General features: G+C 71.4%; 14 protein-coding genes. 8 read left to right on the forward strand and 6 right to left on the reverse strand.

Annotated features, from left to right (window positions below):
* Positions 1-134 precede the first annotated feature (134 nt).
* The 7 genes from WBG79_RS18135 (at position 135) to WBG79_RS18165 (ending at position 7,496) form a co-directional block, all read left to right on the forward strand.
* A complete protein-coding gene (locus WBG79_RS18135; RefSeq protein ID WP_337358587.1) occupies positions 135-1,658 on the forward strand; it encodes a bifunctional metallophosphatase/5'-nucleotidase in 1,524 nt (507 codons plus the stop codon).
* Between the two features lie 570 nt (positions 1,659-2,228).
* Positions 2,229-2,786: a hypothetical protein gene (locus WBG79_RS18140; protein WP_337358588.1), complete on the forward strand. Its 558-nt coding sequence runs from the start codon at positions 2,229-2,231 to the stop codon at positions 2,784-2,786.
* 14 nt (positions 2,787-2,800) lie between these two features.
* On the forward strand, positions 2,801-3,547 hold the full coding sequence (gene aztA, locus WBG79_RS18145) for a zinc ABC transporter ATP-binding protein AztA (protein ID WP_337358589.1): 747 nt from the start codon (positions 2,801-2,803) through the stop codon (positions 3,545-3,547).
* A gap of 10 nt (positions 3,548-3,557) precedes the next feature.
* The gene (locus WBG79_RS18150; protein ID WP_337358590.1) at positions 3,558-4,427 is read left to right on the forward strand and encodes a metal ABC transporter permease; all 870 of its coding nucleotides are present in this window, start codon (positions 3,558-3,560) and stop codon (positions 4,425-4,427) included.
* An 83-nt stretch (positions 4,428-4,510) separates the two neighbouring features.
* On the forward strand, positions 4,511-5,434 hold the full coding sequence (locus WBG79_RS18155; protein ID WP_337358591.1) for a metal ABC transporter substrate-binding protein: 924 nt from the start codon (positions 4,511-4,513) through the stop codon (positions 5,432-5,434).
* Positions 5,435-5,467: 33 nt separating this feature from the next.
* Positions 5,468-6,436, forward strand: coding sequence for a CobW family GTP-binding protein (locus WBG79_RS18160; RefSeq protein ID WP_337358592.1), 969 nt, complete (start codon positions 5,468-5,470; stop codon positions 6,434-6,436).
* 79 nt (positions 6,437-6,515) lie between these two features.
* On the forward strand, positions 6,516-7,496 hold the full coding sequence (locus tag WBG79_RS18165) for a WD40 repeat domain-containing protein (RefSeq protein ID WP_337358593.1): 981 nt from the start codon (positions 6,516-6,518) through the stop codon (positions 7,494-7,496).
* Here WBG79_RS18165 and WBG79_RS18170 read toward each other — a convergent pair.
* The 4 genes from WBG79_RS18170 to WBG79_RS18185 all read right to left on the reverse strand — a co-directional run bounded on the left by WBG79_RS18170 (position 7,486) and on the right by WBG79_RS18185 (position 12,627).
* Complete coding sequence (locus tag WBG79_RS18170; protein ID WP_337358594.1) at positions 7,486-8,466, reverse strand: phosphatase PAP2 family protein; 981 nt, start codon at positions 8,464-8,466, stop codon at positions 7,486-7,488. The genes WBG79_RS18165 and WBG79_RS18170 overlap by 11 nt on opposite strands.
* Positions 8,467-8,626: 160 nt before the next feature.
* On the reverse strand, positions 8,627-10,306 hold the full coding sequence (locus WBG79_RS18175) for a methyl-accepting chemotaxis protein (protein ID WP_337358595.1): 1,680 nt from the start codon (positions 10,304-10,306) through the stop codon (positions 8,627-8,629).
* A gap of 230 nt (positions 10,307-10,536) precedes the next feature.
* Positions 10,537-11,616 carry an alpha/beta fold hydrolase gene (locus WBG79_RS18180; protein ID WP_337358596.1) on the reverse strand — a complete coding sequence of 360 codons (1,080 nt, stop codon included), beginning with the start codon at positions 11,614-11,616 and terminating at the stop codon, positions 10,537-10,539.
* 72 nt (positions 11,617-11,688) lie between these two features.
* Complete coding sequence (locus WBG79_RS18185; protein ID WP_337358597.1) at positions 11,689-12,627, reverse strand: DUF3829 domain-containing protein; 939 nt, start codon at positions 12,625-12,627, stop codon at positions 11,689-11,691.
* A gap of 194 nt (positions 12,628-12,821) precedes the next feature.
* Between WBG79_RS18185 and WBG79_RS18190 the strand changes: the two genes are divergently transcribed.
* Positions 12,822-14,540, forward strand: coding sequence for an adenylate/guanylate cyclase domain-containing protein (locus tag WBG79_RS18190; RefSeq protein WP_337358598.1), 1,719 nt, complete (start codon positions 12,822-12,824; stop codon positions 14,538-14,540).
* 31 nt (positions 14,541-14,571) lie between these two features.
* On the opposite strand, the gene WBG79_RS18195 is transcribed toward WBG79_RS18190, so the two are convergent.
* Together WBG79_RS18195 and WBG79_RS18200 are read right to left on the reverse strand one after the other, a co-directional pair.
* Positions 14,572-16,002, reverse strand: a complete 1,431-nt coding sequence (locus WBG79_RS18195; protein WP_337358599.1) for a homospermidine synthase — start codon at positions 16,000-16,002, stop codon at positions 14,572-14,574.
* A 180-nt stretch (positions 16,003-16,182) separates the two neighbouring features.
* Positions 16,183-16,761, reverse strand: a complete 579-nt coding sequence (locus WBG79_RS18200) for a GNAT family N-acetyltransferase (RefSeq protein WP_337358600.1) — start codon at positions 16,759-16,761, stop codon at positions 16,183-16,185.
* Between the last annotated feature and the right edge of the window lie 64 nt (positions 16,762-16,825).

A 16,825-nucleotide genomic window follows, 5' to 3' on the forward strand; every position in this document is an offset into this window, starting at 1 on the left:
CGAGTACGTAGCGCATAGCGTGTCCGATCACCACCCGTTCCCTCTCGACAAGCCATGAACTTCCTGCGAGGATGACGTTCACGTTAGGTTCCTTGTCCGTCGAAGCCTGCAACTTTCCGTCGAGGTTGGTGAACATGTTCATATTCAAGCGTTTGGCTGCCGGTGCAACCGCTCTTGGCATCCTGGCTGCCGGGATCGGCGGCTGGTCTCCGACGGCGGGCGCCGCGGACGCGAAGGTCACCTTCGTGCTGGTGAACGACATCTACAAGATCGACGGCCCGAAGAACCGCGGCGGCTTCAGCCGGCTCGCGGCCATCGTGAAGGCCGAGCAGGCCAAGGGCGGCAAGGTCATCTACGTGCACGCGGGCGACACGATCTCGCCGTCGCTGATGTCGGGCTTCGACAAGGGCGCGCACGTGGTCGAACTGCTCAACATGGTGCCGCCGGACATCTTCGTGCCGGGCAACCACGAGTTCGACTTCGGGCCGGACGTGTTCAGGACCCGGATGGGCGAACTGAAGGCGCCCATGAAGCTCGCCGCCAACTTGCGCGACGAGGCCGGCAATCCCTTGCCGGGCTTCGAGGACCAGAAGATCGTCGAGATCGACGGGGTGAAGCTCGGGATCCTCGGCATCACGGCGGACGACAGCCCGGTGAAGTCGAGCCCGGGCCCGCTCAAGTTCGCCGACAGCATCAAGACCGCGCTCGCCTCCGCCAAGGCGCTGCGGGACCAGGGCGCGGACTTCATCGTGGCGGTGGTGCACGCGAACCGGGCGCAGGATCAGGTGCTGTTCGGCACCGGCGCCTTCGACCTGGTGCTCTCCGGCGACGACCACGACCTGGCGCTCTTCTTCAACGGACGGACGGCGCTGGTCGAGTCCAAGGAGGAGGGCGAGTACGTCACCGCCATCGACCTGCAGATCAAGGCCGAGGAGCGCGACGGGCGGCGCCAGACGACCTGGTGGCCGAATTTCCGCATCATCGATTCCGCCACGGTGGCGCCCGACCCGACTGTGGAGGTCAAGGTCGAGGAGTACCGCAAGCAGCTGTCGCGCGAGCTCGACATCGAGATCGGCAAGGTCGACGGGCCGCTCGACAGCCGCAAGTCCACGGTGCGCACCGGCGAGGCGGCGATCGGCAACCTGATCGCGGACGGCATGCGCTTCGCGACCGGGGCCGACCTGGCGATCACCAACGGCGGCGGGATCCGGGGCAACAAGCAGTACGCGCCGGGGGCGCCCTTCAGCCGCCGCGACGTGTTGACCGAACTTCCCTTCGGCAACAAGACCGTGCTGGTCGAGGTCACCGGCGAGACCGTCCTGGCGGCGCTGGAGAACGGCGTCTCGCAGGTCGAGCAGGAGGGCGGGCGCTTCCCGCAGGTCTCCGGCGTGACGCTCGAGGCCGACAAGGGCAAGCCGGCCGGCAGCCGCATCCTGTCGGTCAAGGTCGGCGGCGAGCCGCTCGACCCGAAGAAGACCTACAAGGTGGCGATCAACGACTTCATGCTCGCCGGCGGCGACGGCTACCGGATGTTCTCCCGGGCGAAGCAGCTCCTCGGCGAGCGCGACGCCAAGCTGATGGCCAACGACGTCATGGCCTATGTGAAGGAGAAGGGCGCCGCGACGGGCAAGGTCGAAGGCCGCGTGGTCCTGAAGTAACCGTCGTCCCCCTCCGCCGGCCGTCCGACCCTGGGGCGGTTCGGACGGTGGCGCGGGAACTGTGGGCTGCCGGGCCCGGACCTCCGGCATCGGACGGCCTTTGATGGGGTCCGTCCAAGGGGGGCCCATCGGGGCCGGCGCCGGGGCCGGCCGGTCGGGCGGAAGCCTGTCCGCCGGGTGAGGGCCCGAGGTGAGCCCGTCGGGCGTGGCCCGGCGGTCCGACGCGGCTCGGACGTCCATGAGCCGGTTTGGGTGCAGCAACGGAATCGCTCCGGTTCCGGGCCACCGGAGTCGCCAACCGGATTCCTCGGCCTGGGCGCCAGCGGCACGGCGGGTCTTGTCGGGTCTGAACTGTTACGGTATAACATACCGCGACAGCCGAGGACTCCCGTGAGCGAACGCAGCACTCCCCAGGACCCGGCCGGCGGGCCGCATGTGCCGGGGCCGGCGTACGCCGACGGAAGGTCTTCGCCGGGCGTCGGACATCGCCGGGACACCGGGACTTTGCACGCCGTCGGGCATGACCACCGGCCCGGGCGTTCGAGCGTCCTGGGTCCTTCCCGGCCCCGGGTGGCCGAGGCGGAGCCGGACCATGGCCGGGTCGGACCCGGCGGGCACGTCCATTCCCAGGAGAACGCCGGTCGCGGCGTCGCGGGAGGCGGAGCCGCCCCCGACGAAGACCACGGCCATGCGCATCCGCACGGCCATGCGCATCTCCACCGACACGGCCGTGCCGCTACCCACGAGCATGCGGACGGCCATGTCCACGGCCCGGCCGTCACCCACGGCCACGACCCTGCAGCCGAGCACGCCCATGCGCCTGGCCACGGCCATGCGGACGGGCACGCCCATTCTCCCGCTCATGACCACGGTCATGCGCCGGACCATCCGGCCGACGTCGGGGCCGGTCCGGAGGGCGGGAGCCATGGGCATGGCCGGTCGAGCCTCGCCCCGGCCCATCGTCACTCCCACGGCCACGGCGGACACGGGTCGGCGCACGGCGCGGCCCATGCGCATGCAGTGGCGCCGACGCTGTCGCTCGTCCGGCTGTCGCTCGCGGAGCGGCTCGCGGCCGCCGGGGCGGTGTCGCTCCTGATCTGGGCCGGCGTCGCCTGGGCGATCGCATGAGGGGGCGCGACACAATGGCGGGATCCCGCATCGAGTTCCAGGACCTGACGCTCGGCTACGACCGGCATCCGGCCGTCCACCACCTGTCCGGCCGCATCGAGGCGGGGGCGCTGGTGGCGATCGTAGGGCCGAACGGCGCCGGCAAGTCGACGCTCCTCAAGGGCGTCGCGGGTCTTCTCGAGCCGCTCGGCGGACGGCTCAGCCTGGACGGCGTCGACCCGCGGGACATCGCCTACCTGCCGCAGCTCGCCGAGGTGGACCGGAGCTTTCCCCTTTCGGTCTACGACTTCGTGGCGATGGGGCTCTGGCGCAAGGCCGGGGCCTTCGGGGGCATCGGCCGGGGCCATGCGGCGCGGATCGCCGACGCCATCCGGGCGGTGGGCCTCGAGGGCTTCGAGCGGCGGTCGGTGGGGACCCTCTCGGGCGGCCAGATGCAGCGCACCCTGTTCGCTCGGCTCCTGCTGCAGGACAGCTCGGTCATCCTGCTCGACGAGCCCTTCAACGCCATCGACGCCAAGACCGCTGCGGATCTCCTCGACCTCATCCGGCGCTGGCACGCGGAGCGGCGGACCGTCGTCACCGTCCTGCACGACCTGGAGACGGTGCGCCGGCACTTCCCCGAGAGCGTGCTGATCGCCCGCGAGCTGATCGCCTGGGGGCCGACCCCCGAGGTGCTGACCCCCGCCAACCTGCTGAAGGCGCGACGCATGATCGAGGCCTTCGACGAGGCGGCGCACGTGTGCGACCGCGGCGCGGCCTGAGGGGCGGACGATGCTCTACGACCTCCTGATCGAGCCCTTCGCCGAGTTCGACTTCATGCGTCGCGCCCTCGTCGGCAGCCTGGCGCTCTCGATCGGCGCCGCGCCGGTCGGCGTATTCCTGATGCTCCGGCGGATGTCGCTGACCGGCGACGCCATGGCGCACGCCATCCTGCCCGGGGCGGCCATCGGCTACCTGCTGGCCGGGCTCTCGCTGCCGGCCATGTCGCTCGGCGGCCTGGTGGCGGGGCTCGCGGTCGCGCTCGGCGCCGGCGCGGTCGCGCGCAGCACGGCCCTGAAGGAGGATGCGACGCTCGCCGCCTTCTATCTCGTCTCGCTGGCGCTCGGCGTGGTCATCGTCTCGGCCCGGGGTTCCAACGTCGACCTCCTGCACGTGCTCTTCGGCTCCGTGCTGGCGCTCGACGACGGCACGCTGCTGCTCCTCGCCGGGGTGGCGAGCGGCACGCTCCTGATCTTCGCCGTGATAGCCCGGCCGCTCGTGCTGGAGTGCGTCGACCCGTCCTTCCTGCGCTCGGTCAGCCGGGCGGGCGCGCCGGTGCATTTCGCCTTCATGGCCCTCGTGGTCATGAACCTGGTGGCCGGCTTCCACGCCCTCGGCACCCTGCTGGCGGTCGGGATCATGATGCTGCCGGCGGCAGCGGCGCGGCTGTGGACCGACGACCTGACCCGCCTCATCGTCCTCGCGGCAGCCATCGGCGCCGGATCGAGCGTGGCGGGCCTTCTCGTCTCCTATCACGCGAGTCTGCCCTCGGGGCCGGCGATCATCCTGATGGCCGGCTGCGCCTATGCGGTCTCGATCGTGTTCGGGCGCTCGGGCGGGCTGATCCGCCGCGTCGCCCGGCCGCGCCACCTGGAAGCCTGAACCGGCCGGCCTCCCGGCCCCCGAAGTCACAGCGCCACCCGCCCCCTGACAGGCGGCCGGCGCCCCCTGTCGGAGTCCACGCCATGCTCACATTCAGCCGCCGCGCCGTCCTCTCCGCCGCCGCCGCCGTCCTGCTCCTCGGGGCCGCCCGCGGGCCGGCCGGCGCGAGCGAGACGGTGCCGGTCGTGGCGACCTTCTCGATCCTCGGCGACTTCGTCCGCGTGGTCGGGGGCGCGCGCGTCTCGGTCAGGACCCTGGTCGGCCCGGACGGGGATGCGCATGTGTACAACCCCTCGCCGGCGGATGCCCGCGCGGTCGCGGAGGCCCGGGCCGTGTTCGTCAACGGGCTCGGCTTCGAGGGCTGGATCGAGCGGCTCGTCAAGGCCTCCGGCACGCGGGCGAGCCTGGTGGTCGCCACCCGCGGCATCAGCCCCCGGGTCATGGAGGATGCGGACGGGCACGGTCACGACCACGGGGCGAAGGATCCTCATGCCTGGCAGTCGGTCGCCAACGCCAAGGTGTATGTCGCCAATGTCCGCGACGGCCTCGTCGCCGCCGATCCGGACGGTGCGCCGGTCTACCAGGCGAACGCGGCCGCCTATCTGGCCGAGCTCGACCGGCTCGACGCGGAGGTGCGCGCGGCCATCGGCCGGGTACCGCCCGCAGAGCGACGGGTTCTCACCTCGCACGACGCCTTCGGGTATTTCGCGGCCGCCTACGGGGTGACGTTCCTGGCGCCCCAGGGGGTCTCGACCGAGGCGGAAGCGACGGCGAAGGACGTGGCGCGGCTGATCCGGCTGATCCGCAAGGAGAAGATCAAGGCGGTGTTCGTCGAGACGATCACGGACCCGCGTCTCGCCGACCGGATCGCCCGCGAAACCGGGGTGGCGCTCGGGGGCGAGATCTATTCGGACGCGCTGTCGCCTTCAACTGGACCGGCCGCCACCTATATCGATATGGTCCGCCACAACGTGAAACTCCTCACCGCCGCGATGGCCGGGTCCTGACCCCGTCCTCCGCCCGCCCACCCGAGGTTCCCCATGGCCCTTCCCGCCGCGCCCATTCCCGTCACCGTGCTCACCGGATATCTCGGTGCCGGCAAGACGACGCTGCTCAACCGCATCCTGACTGAGGATCACGGCAAGAAATACGCCGTAATCGTCAACGAGTTCGGTGAGGTCGGGATCGACAACGACCTCGTCGTCGACACCGACGAGGAAGTCTTCGAGATGAACAACGGCTGCATCTGTTGCACCGTTCGCGGCGACCTCATCCGCATCATCGAAGGGTTGATGAAGCGGAAGGGGAATTTCGACGGAATTCTCATCGAGACCACGGGTCTCGCCGATCCGGCCCCGGTCGCGCAGACCTTCTTCATGGACGACGACGTGCGCGCCCGGACGCGGCTCGACGCGATCGTCACCGTGGTGGACGCCCTGAACCTCGCCAAGCGGCTCGACGACGCGCCGGAGGCCGAGGACCAGGTGGCCTTCGCGGACGTGATCCTGCTCAACAAGGTGGATCTCGTCACCCCCGAAGAACTCGCGGCGGTCCGGCGCGACATCAGGGCCATCAACCCCTATGCGCGCGTCATCGAGACCGAACGCTGCCGGGTCGATCTGCAGGAGATCCTGGACAAGGGCGCCTTCGACCTGTCGCGCATCCTGTCGGTCGAGCCGGACTTCCTGAAGGACGACCACCATCACCACAACGAGGACGTCCGCTCCATCTCGCTCAAGGCCGGCGATCTCGACGCCGACCTGTTCTTCGACTTCATCCAGCGCGAGACTCAGGCGCAGGGACCGAACATCCTGCGGCTCAAGGGCATCCTGGCCTTCAAGGGCGATCCGGACCGCTACGTGGTGCAGGGCGTGCACATGATCGTGGAGGGCGATCACCAGCGGCCGTGGCGCAGCGACGAGCCGCGCGAGAGCCGGCTCGTCTTCATCGGGCGCGACCTCGACTGGGGCGGCCTGAAGAACGGCTTCGAGGCCTGCCGGGCGGCCTGACGGGGCTGCTCCAGGCGCCTTGCCAGAGCGCCGCGGCCATGGAAAAAGCCAGGGCCCGCGTTCGCGAGAGGATCCCACCTTGCCCAAGTCCACGCCCCTGTCCTTCGGCGCCTACGTGGTCGCGGCCGCCTTTCCCGGCGGCCGGCCCCTGTTCGCGCTCGGCGACGGCTCGGTCCGGCTGGCGGAGCCGGACGGCGCGTCGCGGGCCGTGGAGGCTCATGACGGCGGCATCCTGGCGGCGGCCCCGGCGCTCGACGGCCGGAGCCTGCTGACGGCCGGCGACGACGGGCGGGTGGTCCGGACGACGCCGGAGGGGAGCACCGAACTGCTCTTCGAGAAGAAGGGCAAGTGGCTGGACCAGATCGCGGCGGGGCCGCAGGGGGCGGTCGCCTGCGCGAGCGGCCGCACCGTCTGGGTCCGGCTGCAGGACGGGGCGGTCGTGGAGATCCCGCACGAGAAGGCGGTCGGCGGCGTCTGCTTCCTGCCCAAGGGGCTCCGGGTCGCGACCGCCACCATCGACAAGGCGATGCTGCACTGGGTGACCGCCAAGGGCGCGCCTGTCGACCTGGAGTGGAAAGGGGCCCACACGGGCATCACGGTGTCGCCGGACGGTCGCTTCCTGGTGACGACCATGCAGGAGCCGGCGCTGCACGGTTGGCGCATCGAAGACGCCAAGCACATGCGAATGACCGGCTACCCGGCCAAGGTGAAGTCGCTGAGCTGGAGTGCAAAGGGCAAGTGGCTCGCCTCCTCGGGGGCGAATGCCGCCATCCTTTGGCCGTTCACGGCGAAGGACGGCCCGATGGGCAAGCCTCCGCTGCAACTGGCGCCCTACGGCAAGCTCGTCACCCGCGTCGCCTGTCATCCCAGCGAGGAGGTCGTGGCGATCGGCTACGAGGACGGGCTCGTGATGGCGGTGCGCTTCGAGGACCACGCCGAGGTAGTGCTGCACAGGCCGGGGGAGAGCCCGGTCTCGGCGCTCGCCTGGAGCCCTGACGGGCTGGCGCTCGCGGTGGGCATGGAGTCCGGCGAGGCGGCGCTGGTCGACATCACGTCCTGATGGCGGGGCTTGCGGGACGGACCTCGTCCGCCTTCGCCGCGCCTTGCCCGGGAGCGGCTGCGGACCGAGGCCCGAGTATCCGGAGCAGCCGGCGACGGAGCGGCTCGGCGAGGGCTATCCCGGCGATCGCGACCAGGGCGCCGCCGACGACGTCGATGACGTAATGCCCGCCGGTGGTGACCGCCGAGGCGGCCATCAGCAGGTTCAGGGCGACCGCCGGCCAGAAGAGCCGGGGAACGGGCCGCAGGGCCCAGGGTACCAGCACGGCGACGGCGGCGTGCATGGACGGGAAGGTGACGAGCCCGTCGAGCCGGTCCAGATCCACGACGCGGAGGCTGCCGGACCGCAACGCGTCCAGTACCGCGGCGGGCGTCGCGCCGGTCAGGCGGACGTAGCGGAGATCGAGCGGGGGGACCTGGAGCGGCTCGGGCCCGTAGGTCGGCGCCAGGGAGCCGATCGCGATCGACAGGAGTGCAGTCGCCACGAAGGCGATCAGGAAGAGGTCGAGCGCGCGATGGCGGCCCGTTGCGGCGAGGACCGTCGCGGCCGTGAAGAGCTGAAGGTAGTAGGTGGCGTAGGCGAGGGAGAGGACGGCGAGGACGATTGGCCAGCGGTCCGCCGACCGGATGACGGTCGGCCAGTCGATGCCGAGCGCAAGCTCCAGGGCGGCGATCTCCCGGTCCCAGGTCGGCCAGGCGAGCCCCTGGCCGAGATAGCTGACGAGCACCAGGCCGATGCCGGCCACCAGCACGGCCCCGGCCGCGTCGAGGGCGTCGCGCGCCCGGACGCAGTGGGGCAGTCGCCAGGCCAGGATCGCCCGCGCGAGGGCGAGCGACAGGAACGTCAGGCCCATGTTGCCGACCACCCGGATCTGCACGCCGGCCAGCGTGTGGCCGGCGACGGACAGGATCGCGACCAGCGGGACGAGGCGATAGGCGACGACGGCCTGTGGTGGGGTGGAGCTTGTCATGTGGGGCCTCGGGGAGACCGGCCGGACTGCCCGGACCGATCCGCCCCAGAAGCTGCAAGATCCACGTGTATATGACGTTACGTCATACTAGAATTTGAACGTATGCCCGCTCCTGTGTTTCTGCCGGTGAACCCGTCGCGGACGCGAGGACCGGGTCGAATCAGGCTGCCCGGATGGACCGGAAGAAGGCATCCATGTGCTCGCGCAGGCGGCCGGCCTCGGTGTCGAGGTCCTCGGCCATGCGCAGGAGCTGGTCCGCGTTGGCGGCCGTCGAGGCGACCGCCTGGTCGACGTCGCGGATGTTGCGGTTGACGTCGTCGGTGGCGCGGGCGGCCTGCGAGACGTTTCGGGCGATCTCGGCCGTGGAGGCGCCCTGCTCCTCAACGGCGCCGGCGACCGAGACGGTGATGCCGTCGATCTCCTGGATGGTGCCCTGGATCTCCTCGATCGTCTCGGCGGAGCGACGGCTTGTCGCCTGCATGGCGACGATCTGCCGGGAGATGTCCTCGGTCGCCTTGGCGGTCTGGCTGGCCAGCGCCTTGACCTCGCTGGCCACCACCGCGAAGCCGCGGCCCGCCTCCCCGGCGCGGGCGGCCTCGATGGTTGCGTTGAGGGCCAGGAGGTTGGTCTGCTCGGCGATGGACCGGATCAGATCGACCACATCGCCGATCCGTTGGGCGGAATCGGTCAGGCCCTGGACGGCGGCGGAGGACCGTTCCGCGGTCTCGACCGCCGTGCGGGCCGTGGCGGCGGCGTCGGCGACGCGACGGTTGATCTCGGCGATCGAGGCGGAGAGTTCCTCGGCGGCCGCCGCGACGGTCTGCACGTTCGCGGTCGTCTGATCGGAGGCGTCGGCGACGGTCCGGGTCTTCACGGTGGTTTCGCGGGCGGCCGCGATCTGGTCGCGCGCCGCGGCGGTGACCGTCTCGGCGAGGCCGACCAGGCGGGCGACCACGTCGGCCGCATCGGCCTCGAAGGCCGAGACGGCGTTGCGGAGCGCTGCCTGACGGTCCTCGCGGGCGCGGTTTTCGGTCTCCAGCGAGCGCTTCAGGTCGTCGGACTCGCGGACCGCCTTGCGGAAGACCTCGACGGCTGCCGCCATCCGGCCGATCTCGTCCGCCCGGTCGAGGGCCGGGACGGCCACGTCCGTATCGCCCTGCGCGATGCGCGCCATCACGCCGGCCTGGTCCATGATGGGCCGGGCGATGCGGGCCCGCGCGATCCAGACACCCGTCGCCCCGACCGCCAGGGCGAGGGCGAGGGCGGCGAGCAGGATCATCCGGCCCGTCGCGTGGAGCCGGCCGATCTCCTCGTAGATCTCCGCGGCGCGGCGGTCATAGGTGGCCGCGAGGCTCTCGAGGTCCCGGTTGAGGGCGGTGCGGACCGCCCGGTTCGCGTCGTTGTCGCCGAGGGCGCGAGCCGCTTCCGGACCCTGGGCGACGCCGCGGGTGGCCATGTCGTATCGGAAATCGTGGAAGGTCTGGACGCGGGTCCTGAACTCGTCGAAGGCGGCGCGATCGGTCGGCTCGATCAGGGATTCCCATTCGCCGACGATGCGCAGCATGGTGTCCGCGTAGCGCCTCAGGCTCTCGGAGAAGGGGCGTGCGGCGGCACCGTCCTTGGCCATGTAGATGCCGCGCGACTCCATCACGGTGGCATAGACGAGGCCGTTCAGGCGTTCCACGTTGGCGGTGCCGCGCAGGGTACGCTCGAGGCGCTGGCTCAAGGCATTCTCGGCCCCCGCCTGCCAGACGCCGAGCGAGCCGATCCCAAGGGCGGCGGCGAGGGCGAGCCCGAACAGGGCCGACAGTTTGGTCGAGATGGTCAGGCGATGGATCATGGCGCGCTCCGGCCGTTGCTGGCCTCGGGGATACACTGAAACGTGTAAAATGGGGGTAAACACGTACTATACTCGTCAGCTTCCATAACGGGCGCGCCTCGGATAATCGGTCGCAGGTGTCGTCGATCTCAGGATGCCGCAGGAGTTCTCGCGCGATCTCGTTCTTGCAATCAATATTGCGGAGCGGCGCGATGAATCCATGATGCCGGTTTTTTCCCCGCTTGCGGCACCTATACGCCGTAACGGGTCTCCGGGGGGCGATCCGCCGTTCCGACGCTGTCTGGATCTACGCTGGATGAGGCGGCCGTTCTTTCGTTCCATTCGCCGGCCTCTGATTTCTGTCGATCAGGTCCTGTCGGTCGCCGGCCGTGAGGGGACACGGTTCGCAGGGCCCCGGACCGGGCCACGCCGAACGAAGGGGGACACGCCGGCCGGTCCCGGCCGAGGCGGCGGGAACGCGCGCGCAGCCGGGCGGCCAGGCGGTCGACGGCGGCGCGGGCCTCGTGGGGGCGGCCGTGATGCAGGGCGTGTCCGACGTCCGGGTAGACGCGCACGTCGGCGCGGGGCAGGAGGCCCGCGACCCAGGGCAGGTGCCAGTCCGGGTCCGCGACGCCGTCGAGGCTGCCATGCAGGATCTCGGCGGCGACCGACCGGCCAGCGAGGCCCGGGGCGGCGGCCTCCAGGCAGTCGTTGAAGGCGCGCAATTCCGCCGCCATGGTCAGGACGGCCCGGGAACGCCCGGCATGCAGGTACGGGAAGCCGGCGAAGTAGTCGGGAACCGCGTGAGGCTTCAAGGCCGCGGCGAGCAGGCGGGGTCCGAGCGCAGGAGCGACCGCGGGGATCACCGACTTGCGGATGAAGGGGCCGACCAGCGGCGCGACGGCAGCCCGCAGCATCGGCAGGGCGGCATGGGGGGTCGGCCGGCAGAAGCCGGCCAGCAGGACGAGGCCGGCGACACGCTCGGGGGCGGTCGCCTCCAGGCACAGCGCCGGCCCGGCGCCCAGCGAATGGGCGGCCACGATCACCGTCTCGAGCCGGAGCCGGTCCAGGAGGCCGGCGAGCCACGCCGCCTGCCGGTCGGCGCCCTCGCGGCCGTCCGGCAGCGGCTCGCTGTAGCCGTATCCGGGGCGATCCGGCGCGATCAGGAGATAGCCGCGGCGCGCCAGGGGTTCGAAAGGCGGCAGGATCTCCTCCGCCAGGCTGCCGCAGCCGTGCAGGAGCAGGACCGGCGTGCCGCCCTGCCCGATCACGTGCAGGTGCGCGACCCGGCCCTCCACATCGATGAAATGCCCCAGCCTCGGTGCCGTCATGCCGCGCCTCCTCGCGCGGCACCAACGCGGCGGCCGCCGGGCGGTTCGCTTCGGCTCGGCCGTGGGACGGGGTCAACCGCGGAAGAAGGACGACGAGAAGGTCGTCATCGTGTTGTACTGGTTGATCACCTGGTTGACGTGGATGCTGTAGAAGGGGCCCTGGGCGTCGCGGCCCCGGATCTTGTCCTTCAACTCGCGCAGATTGCCGAGGAGGCTCTTCGGCATGGTGTCGAAGGCGCTCGACTTGCCGCCGGCGAGGACGGCCGCGTCGAACTCGCGGACCGCGACCGCGTAGGCCTCCACGGCCCGGTCATAGGCGGGGATGTCGGCCTTGCGGGGATCGCGCGGGACGGCGTCGACGGCCTTTTCGGCGAGGATCATGACGCGCCGGGTGTGCCAGCGCATGCTCTTGCCCTCGGTCCGCTCGAGACGGGCGAGTTCCTGGCCGTCCAGGCTCGCCTTGAGGGCGCGGTGCTCCCCGTCGAGGCGCTCGCGCGCGTCGAGCAGCGCCTTGAAGGCCGGTATCAGCCGCTCGTGCAGGGCCTTGCCTCCGGCCATGCCGTCGGCCTTGTAGTCCTTGCGCTCGTAGTAGCCCTCGGCCTCGTTGATCACGGGCGCGGCGGACTCGAAGGCGGCGGCGAGTTCCAGCATGGCCTGATCGAGGGCAGGGACGGCCGGCGCCTCCCCGGCCGCCTTGCGGGTGCGGGCGCCGGCATCCTTCACGGAGGTGGGGGAGACGGAGTAGAGGCCGTAGATGATGCGCTCCCGGCCGGTCGGCCCCTTCTTGAGGTCCACCCAGGAGGCGTAGCGGCCGTAGGACTCCTTGGCACGCAGCGTATCGTTGAGCAGCTTCACGGCGACGTTCGACTTGGCGATCCAGAGAGCCAGCTCGTCGTCCTTGAGGTCGGGCACCACGACGGTCGCCGCGAAGGGATTGGCCGACTGGGCCCCCGCCGCGGCAGGGGCGAGCAGGAGGGCGAGCAGGGTCGCGAGGGCGAGGAACGGGCGCAAGGACGTCTCCGGCGTGGCTGGCTGGCGGGACGGGACCATAGCGCCGGCTTGTTTCGCCCTGATTACCTGAACGGCAACGCTCTTCCGGTCCGGGCGGCGGAAGCGGCCTGACGGAACTGTGATTACAGTTACGCGCTCGGCCGTACCCACCCGCCGGGATCGTCGGCTACAAGCCCCGCCTGGAGGCATCGCGGATGGGGTCTGGTTCGGAGCGGATGGCCGAGGAGGCGACGGTCAGGACGGCCGACCTGCGGCGCCTGCACGGCGCTGCGGGGCTGGTGCTGGTCGCCTTCCTGGCCAGTCATTTCGCCGTTCATGCCTGCGGATTGATGGGCCTCGCCACCGTCGGGTGGCTCGGCCGGCAGTTCGCGGCGGTCTGGGGCAGCCCGGTGGGGCTCGGGCTGCTCGCGGTCGCCTTCCTGGTGCACTACCTGGCGGCGCTGAACCTCATCTACCGCCGCCGGCGGCTGACGGGGTTGCGGACCACGGACGTGCTGCAGCTGGTGCTCGGTCTTTCCATTCCGCCGCTTCTCGCCGGCCATGCGCTCGGGGCGGCGGTGGCGGGCGGCGGCTACGGGCGGGTCCTCTACGTGCTCGGGGTGGCGGACCCGGGTGCCGCGCTGATGCAACTGGCGCTTTCCACGGTGGTATGGGGCCATGCCGCGATCGGGCTCTGGAATCGCTACCGGTTCCGGTCCTGGTACCTGCGCGGACGGGCCTGGGCGATCGGGATCGTGGTCGGGCTGCCGCTGCTCGGGATCGCCGGCGCCCTCACCGCGGGGCGCGAGGTGGTGGTGCGCGCCGAGCGGCCGGAGTGGGTCGCGGAGACGATCGCGCCGCGGCTGCCCGATGCGGAGACGGCCGAGACGATCCGGCGCGCGGGCCTGCTCGTCGTCGCCTTCCACGCCTTCTCGGTCGCGATGGTGTTCGCGGCGCGGCGGGCGCGCGCGGCGGCGGAGCGGCGGCGCGGACAGATGAGGGTCGGCTATCCGGACCATCGCTTCGCGCTGATCGCGCCCGGCACCACGGTCCTGGAGGCGAGTCGGTCGATCGGCCTCCCGCACGCCTCGGTCTGCGGCGGGCGCGGCCGCTGCTCGACCTGCCGGGTTCGGGTGATCCGGGGCGCGCAGTCGCTGAGCCCGGCACAACCCGGGGAGGTCAAGGTGCTGGGCCATGCCGGCATTGAGCCGGGAACGCGGCTCGGCTGCCAGGCGCGTGTCTACGGGGACGTGGACGTGGTGCCGCTGGTCTCCCCGGCCGCGGGTCAGTCGGACCTGCTGGCGCGGGACGAGCGGCGGGACGGGCGGGAGGAGCACCTGGCCGTCCTGTTCGCGGACCTGCGCGGCTTCACGGCCTTCGCGGAGCACCGCCTGCCCTACGACACCGTCTTCGTCCTCAACCGGTTCGCCGCGCTGATGCAGGATGCGATCGAGGGATCGGGCGGCCGGATCGACAAGTTCCTGGGCGACGGCGTGATGGCGATCTTCGGGTTCGGGGACGGGCGGCGCGCCTGCCGGCAGGCGCTCGCGGCGGCGGTCGCCATGCAGGCGGCGGTCGGGCGGCTCAACGAGCAGCTCGGTGAGACGCTCGGAACCGAGTTCCGCCTGGGGATCGGCATCCACTACGGCTCGGCGGTGGTCGGCAGTATCGGGGTCGGCCCGGCCGCCTCGGTCACGGTCATCGGGGACGTGGTGAACACGGCCAGCCGGCTCGAACAGGCCACCAAGGCCTTGTCGGTCGCGGTGGTGGCCAGCACGGCCGTGCTCGCCGAGGCGGGACTGCCCGAGGGCCTCGGGGAGCGCCGGCGGGAGGCGGTTCCGGGACGATCGGCGCCGCTCGAGGTGGTCGCCTTCCGCGACCTCGGGGTGCTCGAGCGGGCACTCGCCGGGGAGGAGCCGGCCCTCGTGCGGTGACGGGCGCGCCGGACCCCGGCCGCCGCGCCGTTCACTTCACCAGGACGTTCTTGAAGAGCCAGGGCTCGTTCTCCTCGACGTCCTCCGGGAAGAGGCCCGGCCGGCCGTCGAGGGGGGTCCAGTCGGTGTAGACGCCGATCACGGGACCCAGGTAGGGGCGCTGGACCTCGAGGCAGCGGCGGTAGTCCATCTCGTCGGCCTCGACGATGCCGGCCTCGGGGTTGTCGAGCGCCCAGACCATGCCGGCGAGCACCGCCGAGGAGACCTGCAGGCCGGTGGCGTTCTGGTGGGGCGCGAGCAGGCGGGTCTCCTCGATGGAGAGCTGCGAGCCGAACCAGTAGGCGTTCTTGGCATGGCCGTAGAGAAGGACGCCGAGCTCGTCGACGCCGTCGACGATCTCGTGCTCGTCGAGGATGTGGTTCGCCGGCTGCTTGCGGCCGGCGGCACCGAACATCTCATGGAGCGACAGGACGGCGTCGTTGGCCGGGTGGTAGGCGTAGTGGCAGGTCGGCCGGTACTGCGGGTTGCGGCCCTCGCCGACCGTGAAGTAGTCGGCGATCGAGATGGACTCGTTGTGGGTGACCAGGAAGCCGTATTGCGGGCCCGGGGTCGGGCACCAGGTGCGCACGCGCGTGTTGGCGCCGGGCTGCATGAGGTAGATCGCGGCCTGGCAGCCGGTCTCGTGGCGGCGGCCGTTGGACGGCATCCAGGACTCATGCGTGCCCCAGCCGAGTTCGGCGGGCTGCAGGCCCTCCGAGACGAAGCCCTCGACCGACCAGGTGTTGACGAACACGTTCAGCGGCTTCGGGTTCTTCGAGCGTTGCGTGTCCCGCTCGGCGATGTGGATGCCCTTGACGCCGGCTCGCTGCATCAGGCTCGCCCAGCCCTCGCGGTCGGACGGCTCGTGGAAGTCGAGGCCGGTGTCGCGGGCGATGTCGACGAGGGCCTGCTTGACGAACCAGGACACCATGCCGGGATTGGCGCCGCAGCAGGAGACGGCCGTCGTGCCGCCGGGCGAGCGGGCCTTCTCGGCGCGCACGGTTTCGCGCAGCGCGTAGTTGGAGCGGGCGGCCGGGCCGGCGCTCTGGTCGAAGTAGAAGCCCAGCCAGGGCTCCACGACGGTGTCGATGTAGAGGACGCCGAGCTCGCGGCAGAGCTTCATCAGGTCGAGGGACGAGGTGTCGACCGAGAGGTTCACGCAGAAGCCGCGGCCGCCGCCCTCGGTGAGGAAGGGCGTGAGCAGGTCGCGGTAGTTCTCGCGGGTGACCGCCTGGTGGACGAAGCGGTAGCCGCGCTCGTCGACAAGGGCGCGGTCGCCGTCGTAGGGGTCGATGACGGTGAGGCGCGTCCTGTCGAAGGCGAAGTGCCGTTCGATGAGGGGCAGCGTGCCCTTGCCGATCGAGCCGAAGCCGATCATCACGATCGGGCCGTCGATGGTGTGATAGACGGGCCAGTTGCTCATCGCGGGCTCTCCCAGGCGGCGCTTGATCAGGCGTGTGCGGTGCAATAGCGCGACCGCGGCGGGGGATCAACGGAAAGGAACCGCCGGCGCGGCGATTCGGGGTCGCACGGACGGGCCGACGCGGCGGTCCGGCCGGCTGCCGAACCGCCACGCGGGCCTCATGTCACGGGTGGATGGCCCTCAGCCCGCCGCGCGCCGGGGGCCGACTTGGCCGGCCGTACCGAACACCGCCTCGGCGGTCGGCTCGGCCTCGGCCGGCGCGCCGGTCGGGACGAGCAGGCCGGCCGTGCCGGCCAGCGCCCCGGGGACGAGCTCGCGGGCGAGCAGGCGGTGGCGCTCGTAGGGGCCAGGCAGGCGCAGGTCGCCGGTCGGCTCGGCGGAGAAGCCGAAGCGGGCGTAGTAGGGGGCGTCGCCGACCAGGATCACGGCGGCGTGGCCGAGCGCCGCCGCCCGGGCGAGCGCGGCCTCCATCAGGCGCGAGCCGATGCCGTCACCCTGGCGGGAAGGCTCGACCGCCAGGGGGCCGAGCAGGAGCACCGGGCGCAGGCCGTCGTTCGACGGCACGGCGGCATGCCACAGGCGCACGGTGCCGACCAGGGCGTCGCCGTCGCGGGCGACGAGCGACAGGCCCTCGGCCGGGCGGCGCCCGTCGCGGACGCGCGCGGACGTCTTCAGGAAGCGGGCCTGTCCCATGGCGCGGTCGAGGAGAGCCTCGCGCCGTCCGACATCGGACGGCGCCTCGCGATCGATAACGATCATGGCGTCGGACTTTCCGGGTATACCGTCAGAGGTGGACAAGCCGGCGGGAAGCCCCGCCGGGCGC

The organism is Prosthecomicrobium sp. N25, assembly GCF_037203705.1.
Lineage (GTDB): Bacteria > Pseudomonadota > Alphaproteobacteria > Rhizobiales > Ancalomicrobiaceae > Prosthecodimorpha.